We start from the raw sequence: 10,234 nt of genomic DNA, 5'->3' as shown, positions 1-10,234 counted from the left end.
TTCCGTTTTTTGAACTTTCCGACATACGGTCATTCCGCTTGCCATCTTTCGACGCAGCGCGTTCTTTTGCTGTGATTCAAGACAAGAAGTTCTGGGAAATTCCTACAATGCGTTCGCCTTTGTTCATGGCAATACCTTTCGTCCTCGCCGCGTCTTTTGTGCAGGCGCAGTCCTTACCAGAAGCCATGCAACAAGCGCTGGATGTCCATCCGGAAGTTCAGGCGGGTGTCAACAGTCGGTTGGCTGCGGATTATCAGTTGAAGGCTGCAAAAGGTGGATATTTGCCACGGGTCGACCTGCTGGGCGGTTATGGTCGTGAAGGCACCGATAGCGTGACGACGCGAACGGACGGCAGCAACAATCACTGGCAAACCCTGAATCGCAGTGAGTCAAATTTACGTCTGACCCAAATGGTTTTTGACGGTTTTGCGACGTCCAGCGAAGTGGGGCGTCAACAAGCCACTGTCAACTCCCGCGCCTACTCGCTGCTGAGTACTTCCGAGCGCACCGGGCTGACCGTGGCCCAGGTCTATCTCGACGTGCTGACTCGTCGCGAATTCGTACGTCTGGCCGAGGACAACCTCAAGAGCCACCAGCGCATTTACGACCAGATCCAACTGCGCACCCAGCGTGGCGTTGGCAGTGGCGCCGACCTTGATCAGGCGGAGGCGCGGATGGCCCAGGCGCGCAACAACCTGATCACCGAGCAGACCAACCTGGCAGACGCCGAAACCAACTACCTCTCCGCTGTTGGCCAGATGCCCGATCAACTGGAACGCCCGGCGAGTTTCATGGCGCTGATGCCGGCCAACCTGAATGAAGCCCGTGCACAGATGCTGGAAAACAGCCCGATCCTGCGTTCGGCCGAATCCGATATCGCCGCTGCCGAGAAGCAGTACGACACTGCCAAGTCGACGTTCTACCCGCGCTTCGATGCTGAGTTGGGTCGCTCCGCGGACAACGACATTGATGGTCAGAACGGCCACAACAACGAATGGCAGGCCATGCTGCGCATGCGCTTCAATCTGTATGCCGGCGGCAGCAACAAGGCCGATCTGGAATCCAAGTCCTACCTGTCGAACCAGGCGCTGGACATCCGCAACAACGCCCTGCGCCAATTGAATGAAGAGCTGGGCCTGGCCTGGAACGCCCTGAACAACGCCAACGCGCAAGTGCCGATCGCCCAGCAATACGTCGACCACAGCACCGCCGTGCGTACCGCTTACCAGCGTCAGTTCAGTCTCGGCGAGCGCACCCTGCTCGATTTGCTCGACAGTGAGAACGAACTGTTTTCCTCCTCCCGCCGTCTGGCGGAGATCAAGAACATTCAGTTATTTACTCAGTACCGAATCAAGGCGACCATGGGCGAATTGCTCAAGAGCCAGGGAGTGGTCGCACCATTGGCATCCGTTGTGCAGAACGACATGAAGCCCAAGGTCCAATTGCCCGGTATGAATTAAGCAGGACCTTCATTGTTCAATTGTTAGCCAAGAGTGCCGAGCGTGGAATCAGAAGTCAGTCGGGTTCAACTCATCCATGATCCGCGCGCGTTGCATGACGATCCGTTGCTGGATGGTCTGCTCGCTCTTTGCATGCTGCACCAGAAACCTGCCAGCGCGGCAATGCTGACCACCGGCCTGCCGCTGCCCGAGCAACGCTTGAGTGTCGAGTTGCTGCCTCGTGCGGCCGCTCGCGCGGGGCTGCAAGGTCGGGTGCTGCAACGCAAGCTGGAGGATATTCCGGCGATTGCGATGCCAGCATTGTTGTTGCTCAGGGACGGTCGAAGTGCCGTCCTGCTCGGCTGGCAAGGCGAAGATCAGGTACGGGTGCTGCTCAGCGAAAGCGACGGCGGTGAGTCCCTGGTCAGCCGTGACCTGCTGGCCGATGACTACATCGGCAAAGTCTTTTTCGCCCAGCCGCAGCACAAGTTCGACGTCAATCACGGCACGCTGATTCCGCGTGCGCGCTCGTGGTTCCGCGACACCCTCAAGCGTTCGCGCTGGTTGTACGCCGATGCCATCGCCGCCAGTTTTCTGATCAACATCATTGCCATGGCCGCGCCGTTGTTCGTGATGAACGTCTACGACCGTGTCGTGCCAAACCAGGCCGAAGCGACGCTCTGGGTGCTGGCACTCGGCATCACGGGCGCCTACCTGTTCGACCTGATCCTGAAAAGCCTGCGTAGCCTGTGCCTGGATCTGGCCGGCAAGAAAACCGACCTGATTATCTCGGCCACGCTGTTCGAGCGCATCGTTGGCATGGCCATGAAATACCGGCCGGCGCGGGTCGGCAGCTTTGCCCAGAACATCCATGAGTTCCAGAGCCTGCGGGACTTCCTCGCCTCGCTGACACTGACCAGCCTGATTGACCTGCCGTTCACAATTCTGATCTTTATCGTCATCGCGATCCTTGGCGGGCATCTGGTTTGGATACCGGTGCTGGCATTCCCGATCGCCCTGGCCATTGGCTATGCCTTGCAGAAACCCCTGGTGGCGACCATGGAACGGACCATGGCGCTGGGGGCCGAGCGTCAGTCGAGCCTGATCGAGACCCTGGCCGGCCTGGATGCGGTGAAGGTCAACAACGCCGAAAGCGAACGCCAGTATCAGTGGGAGCAGACCATCGGCACCCTCAGTCGCCTTGAGTTGCGGGTGAAAATGCTCTCCGGCCTGGCGATGAATATCACCTTGCTGATCCAGCAACTGGCCGGCGTGATCATGATCGTCTTCGGCGTGTACCAGATCATCGACGGTTACCTGAGTATGGGCGGCCTGATTGCCTGCTACATGCTCAGTGGTCGTGCGCTCAGCCCGCTGGCGTCACTGTCCGGGTTGCTGACTCGTTATCAGCAGGCGCGGGTGACCATGACCTCGGTCGACCAGATGATGGAGCTGCCCCAGGAGCGCAATTTCGAAGAGCGTCCGCTCAGCCGCAAGGTGCTGCAGGGTGGCATTGAGTGCCGCCAGCTCAACTTCACCTACCCGCAACAGCAGAATCTGGCGCTGAAGAACATCAACCTGTCGATCAGTCCCGGCGAGAAGGTCGGCATCATTGGCCGAAGCGGCTCGGGCAAGAGCTCGCTGGCGAAGTTGCTGGTGGGGCTGTACCAGCCGGATGACGGCGCGTTGTTGGTCGATGGTGTGGATATCCGCCAGATCGACGTCAGCGAGCTGCGCTACAACATCGGCTACGTGCCCCAGGACATTCAGTTGCTCGCCGGCACCTTGCGCGACAACCTGGTTTCCGGTGCGCGGTATGTCGAGGACGAACTGGTGCTGCAAGCCGCAGAACTGGCCGGCGTCCACGAGTATGCGCGCCTGCATCCGCAGGGTTATGAGCTGCAAGTCGGCGAGCGCGGGCAGAACCTCTCCGGCGGTCAACGGCAAAACGTCGCCCTGGCCCGTGCATTACTGCTCAACCCGCCGATCCTGCTACTCGACGAGCCGACCAGCGCCATGGACAACACTGGCGAAGAGCGCCTCAAGCAGCGCCTGGCAGCGGTGATCGAAAACAAGACCATGGTGCTGGTAACGCACCGGGCATCGCTGTTGTCGCTGGTGGATCGCCTGATCGTGGTCGACCGCGGGCAGATACTCGCCGACGGCCCGAAAGCCGCAGTGATGGAAGCGTTGAAGAAGGGGCAGATCAGTGTTGCTTAAGTCGGGTAAGGGTTCGATCCTTCGCTACTTCAAAGGCTCTGCTTCACTTCAGGGGCAGCCGCTGCCGGAGGTCAACAAGGCGCTGATCGAGGATGCGCCCCGCGTGGTGCGGCTGACGATCTGGGCGATCATCGCGTTCTTTGTGTTCCTGATGCTCTGGGCCAACTTCGCGGTGATCGACGAGGTGACCAAGGGCGACGGCAAGGCGATTCCATCGTCGAAGATCCAGAAGATCCAGAACCTTGAAGGCGGTATCGTTGCCGAGTTGTTCGTCAAGGAAGGTCAGATTGTCGAAGCCGGCGCACCGCTGATTCGCCTGGACGACACGCGATTTGCTTCGAACGTCGGTGAAACCGAGGCCGATCGGTTGTCGATGCTGCTGCGGGTCGAGCGCTTGAGCGCCGAGGTCGAAGATCGCCCGCTGAACTTCCCCGAGGATGTGCTCAAGGCCGTGCCGGGTCAGGCCAAGAGTGAAGAATCGCTCTATATCAGTCGTCGCCAACAGTTGCACGATGAGATTGGTGGCTTGCAGGAGCAGCTGATCCAGCGCCAGCAAGAGCTGCGCGAATTCACCTCCAAACAGGCGCAGTATCGCCAGCAATTGGGCTTCCAGCGTCAGGAAATCAGCATGTCCGAGCCGTTGGTGGCCCAAGGCGCGGTATCACCGGTGGAAGTCCTGCGCCTCAGGCGTGCCGAAGCGGAGACCCGTGGTCAGCTCGACGCCACCACGCTGGCAATTCCACGAGCCGAATCGGCAATCAAGGAAGTGCAGCGCAAGGTCGATGAAACCCGTGGCAAGTTCCGTAGCGAAGCCCTGACCCAACTCAATGAAGCACGCACCGACCTGAACAAGGCCCAGGCCACCGGCAAGGCCCTGGAAGACCGGGTCAGTCGGACGCTGGTCACTTCGCCAGTGCGTGGCATCGTCAACAAGTTGCTGGTCAATACCATCGGCGGGGTTATCCAGCCGGGCAGCGACCTGGTGGAAATCGTGCCGCTGGACGACACCTTGCTGGTCGAGGCGAAGATCCGCCCGCAGGACATCGCGTTCCTGCACCCGGGCCAGGAAGCGACGGTGAAATTTACCGCCTATGACTACACCATCTACGGCGGGATGAAGGCCAAGCTGGAGCAGATCGGTGCCGACACCATCACCGATGAAGACAAGAAGACCACCTACTACATCATCAAGCTGCGCACCGACCGCAGTCACTTGGGCACCGACGAAAAACCATTGCTGATCATTCCGGGGATGGTGGCTTCCGTGGACATCATCACCGGCAAGAAGACCGTGCTGAGCTACCTGCTCAAGCCGATCATCCGTGCGCGGGCCGAGGCGCTGCACGAGCGGTAATCCACCTTCGGGGCCACTGGCCCCATCGCGAGCAAGCTCGCTCCCACAATGGATCTGTGTTGAAACGCAATTTTTGTGTTTCCACTGACCCCTGTGGGAGCGAGCTTGCTTGCGATAGCGTCCGCCAAAACACCACAATCCTGTCAGAAAGTGACAAATAACGTCACACCACGATTCCTCCACTCCCTTAGCAATCGCCATATCGTTATTCGTTAACGGTATTTAAATTTCAATTCTTATATCTATAAAGTCAGTCTCCTGCGTACCTGTCGACCAATCGGCGCGCCGCACGACACGAACCAACACGGGACCTCCGTGAGTTTCTGATCGACGCGCGCGCCTTTGAGCGTGCCGTGCGTGGGAGTGATTTATGTATGCAGCTTCAGCTTCGCCAAGCATCGCGCCACAATTCTTTGAAGTCCGCCCGTTCAGCGGAGCGGTGGGCGTCGAGATCATCGGTCTCGACCTGTCCCGCCCGATCAATGATCAGGACTTCGCCCGTATTCACCGCGCGCACCTGGATCATCACGTAGTGGTGTTCCGCGACCAGCGCATAACCCCTGAGCATCAGATCGATTTCAGCCGTCGTTTTGGCGTGTTGCAGATCCATGTGCTCAAGCAGTTCCTGCTGGCAGGGCATCCGGAAATCCTGATCGTCTCCAACATCGTCGAAAACGGCCAGAACATCGGCCTGGGTGACGCCGGCAAGTTCTGGCATTCCGATCTCTCCTACAAAGAACTGCCGAGCCTGGGCTCGATGCTGCATGCCCAGGAGCTGCCGTCAGAAGGCGGTGACACATTGTTCGCCGACATGCACAAAGCCTGGGACAACCTGCCACTCGCGTTGCGCAATGCCGTTGAAGGTCGCTCGGCCGCGCACTCCTACACCGCGCGTTACAGCGAGACCAAATTCGAAGGCAACTGGCGCCCGACCCTGACCCCGGAGCAACTCGCCCAGGTCGCCGAAGTCGTCCACCCGGTCGTGCGTACCCACCCGGAAAACGGTCGCAAGGCGTTGTTCGTCAGCGAGGGGTTCACCACTCGCATCGTTGGCCTGCCGGAAGACGAGAGCCAGCAACTGCTGACCGAGCTCTACGCCCACAGCGTGCTGCCGCAAAACATCTACCGCCATCAATGGCAGCCCCATGACCTGGTGTTCTGGGACAACCGTTCGCTGATCCACCTCGCCGCCGGATGCCCCAGTCATCTGCGCCGCAAGCTGTTTCGCACCACCATCCAGGGCGACGCGCCTTTTTGATTTGTCGGAGATCTGATCATGTCCAAACGTCTTCTATTCGCACCTCTGGCCGCGGCCATCGGTCTGGGTTTCAGCCTGATCGCCGGCAGCCTGGTGGCACCGACCGTGGCCCACGCCGAAGGTGAAATCCGCATTGCCGAACAGTTCGGCATCGTTTACTTGCTGCTGAACGTGGTGCGCGATCAGAACCTGATCGAGAAGTACGGCAAGCAGGAAGGCATCGACATCAAGGTCGACTGGACCCAGCTCTCGGGCGGCGCAGCGGTCAACGATGCGTTGCTCGCAGGCTCGATCGACATTGCCGGCGCCGGCGTCGGTCCGCTGCTGACCATCTGGGACCGCACCCACGGCAAGCAGAACGTCAAGGCCGTGGCTTCCCTGGGCAACTTCCCGTACTACCTGGTGAGCAATAATCCCAAGGTCAAAACCATTGCCGACTTCACCGAGAAAGACCGAATCGCAGTGCCGGCGGTGGGCGTGTCGGTGCAGTCGCGCTTCCTGCAATACGCGGCGGCCAAACAGTGGGGCGACAAAGAGTTCAATCGCCTCGACAAGTACACCATTGCGGTTCCGCATCCCGATGCGACAGCGGCGCTGGTGGCTGGCGGCACCGAGCTGAGCGGGCACTTCTCCAACCCGCCGTTCCAGGATCAGGAACTGGCCAATCCCAACGTGCACGTGGTGCTGAACACCTATGACCTGCTCGGGCCGAATTCGCCGACGGTGCTGTTCGCTACCGAGAAATTCCGCAATGAGAACCCGAAAACCTACAAGGCATTCATTGACGCGCTGACCGAAGCGGCCACGTTTGCCCAGAACGACAAAGGCGCAGCGGCGGACACTTACATCCGCGTTACTAAGGCCAAAATCGATCGTGCGGCGTTACTGAAAATCATCGACAACCCGCAGTTCGAGTTCAGCGTCACGCCGAAAAATACCTACCCGTTGGCCGAGTTCCTGTACCGCGTTGGCGCGATCAAAAACAAACCGGATTCGTGGAAGGATTACTTCTTCCAGGACACCAAACCACTGCAAGGGAGCTGACCGAAATGAACGCTCCTTTGCAAGGCCACACGGTCAGCAAACCGATCGCGGCAGCCCAGGCGCTGCTGTCGGTCGATAACGTCAGCCTCGAATACCGCACACCGCAGCGCGTGGTGCGGGCGACCCATCAAGTCAGTTTCGAGATCGATCCGGCAGACCGCTTTGTCCTGCTCGGTCCGTCCGGATGCGGCAAGTCGACCTTGCTCAAAGCCGCCGCCGGCTTCATCCAGCCAGTGGAAGGCGAGATCCGTCTGCAAGGTCAGCGCGTCGATGCGCCGGGACCGGACCGGATCGTGGTGTTTCAGGAGTTCGATCAACTGCCGCCGTGGAAAACCGTCAAACAGAACGTGATGTTTCCGCTTCTGGCTTCGAAAACCCTCAAGCGCAGGGAGGCCGAAGAGCGAGCGCTGCACTATCTGGAAAAGGTCGGCCTGGCGGCGTTTGCCGATGCCTATCCGCACACCTTGTCAGGCGGGATGAAGGCACGGGTCGCCATCGCTCGGGCGCTGGCGATGCAGCCGAAAATCCTGTTGATGGACGAACCCTTTGCTGCGCTCGATGCCCTGACCCGGCGCAAGATGCAGGAAGAATTGCTGCTGCTCTGGGAGGAAGTGCGTTTCACGCTGCTGTTCGTCACGCACTCTATCGAAGAGGCACTGGTGGTGGGCAATCGCATTCTGTTGCTGTCACCCCATCCGGGGCGGGTGAGGGCGGAAGTCCACAGCCATCAATACGATTTGCACAGCCTCGGCGGTGTGGCGTTTCAGGAATCGGCGCGACGTATTCATCGACTGTTGTTCGACGAAGGTCAATCACCGCAAGCCGAGCATGAACTGGATTTCGCTGACATCCGCATCGCTTATTGAGCCAGTTGAAAGGAGGGCCCGATGAGCCATTTATCATCCCCGCGTGAAGAATTCGAAACCGTATTGCCGCCACTGACCAGCGTACCGCTGGAGCGCGAACTGCCCCTCGGCCAACGCCTGTGGCAACAGGGCTGGCTACGTAAAAGCCTGATCCTGATTTTGCTTGCCGTGCTATGGGAAGCGGTTGCCCGTTATCAGAACAACGATCTGCTGCTGCCGAGTTTCGTGCAGACGGCTCACGCGCTTTACGACGGCCTGCTCAGCGGCGAGATGCTGGGCAAGGTGTGGATTTCTTTGGTGGTGTTGCTCAAGGGCTACCTGATCGGCATCGTCCTGGCGTTTGCCCTGACCACGCTGGCGGTGTCGACGCAATTCGGTCGTGATCTGCTCAGTACCCTGACCTCGATGTTCAATCCCTTGCCGGCCATCGCCCTGCTGCCGTTGGCGCTGCTCTGGTTTGGATTAGGCCAGAACAGCCTGATTTTCGTGCTGGTGCATTCGGTGCTCTGGGCCTTGGCGCTGAACACCTACGCCGGGTTCCTCGGGGTCTCGGAAACCCTGCGCATGGCCGGGCGCAACTACGGCCTCAAGGGCATACGTTTCGTGCTGTTCATCCTGATTCCGGCAGCGCTGCCATCGATCCTTGCCGGCCTGAAGATCGGCTGGGCGTTTGCCTGGCGTACGCTGATTGCCGCCGAGTTGGTGTTTGGCGCAACCAGCGGCAAGGGCGGGTTGGGCTGGTACATCTTTCAGAATCGCAATGAGTTGTACACGGACAAAGTATTTGCCGGGTTGGTGGTGGTGATTCTGATTGGATTGCTGGTGGAGAATCTGGTGTTTGATTCGTTGGAGCGGGTGACGGTCAGGCGGTGGGGGATGGTGCGTTGACTGTCTGATTGTTTGAAGTCCGCGTTGGCCTCTTCGCGGGCAAGCCCACTCGCACAATGGCTCAGGGGAGTTTGATAGCATTGCGTCTGAATCAGCCCAGATCAAACACGAGTGCTCACAATGCAACTCCCAGACATGAACCTGTTGGTCGCCCTCGATGCCTTGCTCGACGAGGGCAGTGTGGTGGGCGCCGCGCGGCGGATGAACCTGAGCCCGGCGGCCATGAGCCGGACGTTGACGCGCATTCGCGAGGCCATTGGCGATCCGATCCTGGTGCGCGCCGGCCGTGGCCTGGTACCGACCCCCAAGGCACTGGAATTGCGCGAACAGGTTCGCAGCGTGGTGGAGCAGGCCGGTTTGCTGTTTCGTTCGGCCGATATGGTGGAGCTGAGTTCGCTGCGGCGGCGTTTCAGTATTCGGGCCAACGACTTCTTTGTCGGCGTCTACGGCGGCAAGCTGTTCGACACCCTTGACCGGCAGGCGCCGCACTGCGAATTGCGTTTCGTCCCGGAAGGCGATGGCGATGATGAGGCATTGCGCGAAGGGCGGATCGATCTGAGCGTCAGCAACACCCGGCCGTTGACCCCGGAAGTGAAGATTCAGAACCTGTTTTCCACCCACTTTGTCGGCCTGGTGCGCGAGGATCATCCGCTGTTCGACGAAGAGATCACGGCGGAGCGTTACGCGGGGTTCTCGCATATCAGCATGTCCCGGCGCGGCATTGCCCGAGGTCCGATCGATACCGCGCTCAATGCCCTGGGGCTGGAGCGGCGGGTGGCGGTGATCGCGCCAAGCTTTCATGCGGCGATGTTTGCCTTGCCCGATTCGGACCTGATTCTACCGGTGCCCAAGGAAGCCTTGCTGAGTGTGCGGCGGCTCGGACTGAAGTTGCGCTCGTTCGACCTGCCGATTCCGTTGCCGACCTTGATGCTGACACAGGCCTGGCATCCGCGATTCGACAAGGATCCGGCCCACCGCTGGCTGCGTGAAACGCTGAAATCCTGCTGCGATGAAACCTGGCTGGCCGCGCAACCTGAAAGTCACCGCTGAACCCCTGTGGGAGCGAGCTTGCTCGCGATGAGGCCGGCAGCCTCGACATCTTTATTGGCTGACCTGCCGCTATCGCGAGCAAGCTCGCTCCCACAGAGTTTTGTACTATTGCGTT

The 10,234-nt window shown here is 59.8% G+C and carries 8 protein-coding genes; all 8 read left to right on the top strand.

The window, feature by feature from the left end:
• The first annotated feature begins 107 nt into the window (after window positions 1-107).
• The 8 genes from KW840_RS13445 (at window position 108) to KW840_RS13410 (ending at window position 10,119) form a co-directional block, all read left to right on the top strand.
• Complete coding sequence (locus tag KW840_RS13445; protein ID WP_057712553.1) at window positions 108-1,460, top strand: TolC family outer membrane protein; 1,353 nt, start codon at window positions 108-110, stop codon at window positions 1,458-1,460.
• Between the two features lie 42 nt (window positions 1,461-1,502).
• Complete coding sequence (locus KW840_RS13440; protein ID WP_218495504.1) at window positions 1,503-3,659, top strand: type I secretion system permease/ATPase; 2,157 nt, start codon at window positions 1,503-1,505, stop codon at window positions 3,657-3,659.
• Window positions 3,649-5,013: an HlyD family type I secretion periplasmic adaptor subunit gene (locus KW840_RS13435; protein WP_090452377.1), complete on the top strand. Its 1,365-nt coding sequence runs from the start codon at window positions 3,649-3,651 to the stop codon at window positions 5,011-5,013. Before KW840_RS13440 ends, KW840_RS13435 begins: the two co-directional genes overlap by 11 nt.
• 370 nt (window positions 5,014-5,383) lie before the next feature.
• Window positions 5,384-6,271 (top strand): TauD/TfdA family dioxygenase, encoded by an 888-nt coding sequence (locus KW840_RS13430; RefSeq protein ID WP_218495503.1) that lies wholly within the window; start codon window positions 5,384-5,386, stop codon window positions 6,269-6,271.
• Between the two features lie 18 nt (window positions 6,272-6,289).
• The gene (locus KW840_RS13425; RefSeq protein ID WP_218495502.1) at window positions 6,290-7,315 is read left to right on the top strand and encodes an ABC transporter substrate-binding protein; all 1,026 of its coding nucleotides are present in this window, start codon (window positions 6,290-6,292) and stop codon (window positions 7,313-7,315) included.
• Window positions 7,316-7,320: 5 nt separating this feature from the next.
• Window positions 7,321-8,181, top strand: a complete 861-nt coding sequence (locus tag KW840_RS13420; RefSeq protein WP_057712548.1) for an ABC transporter ATP-binding protein — start codon at window positions 7,321-7,323, stop codon at window positions 8,179-8,181.
• 21 nt (window positions 8,182-8,202) lie between these two features.
• On the top strand, window positions 8,203-9,069 hold the full coding sequence (locus KW840_RS13415) for an ABC transporter permease (RefSeq protein WP_218495501.1): 867 nt from the start codon (window positions 8,203-8,205) through the stop codon (window positions 9,067-9,069).
• 120 nt (window positions 9,070-9,189) lie between these two features.
• Window positions 9,190-10,119 (top strand): LysR family transcriptional regulator, encoded by a 930-nt coding sequence (locus KW840_RS13410; protein ID WP_218495500.1) that lies wholly within the window; start codon window positions 9,190-9,192, stop codon window positions 10,117-10,119.
• The last annotated feature ends 115 nt before the right edge of the window (window positions 10,120-10,234 follow it).

Origin of the sequence: Pseudomonas sp. PDM30, from assembly GCF_019218985.1 — a bacterium.
In the GTDB taxonomy this organism is placed as follows: Bacteria; Pseudomonadota; Gammaproteobacteria; order Pseudomonadales; family Pseudomonadaceae; genus Aquipseudomonas; species Aquipseudomonas jessenii.
The sequence above is the reverse complement of the archived record's forward strand: the minus strand, read 5'-3'. Positions and strand labels throughout refer to the sequence as shown.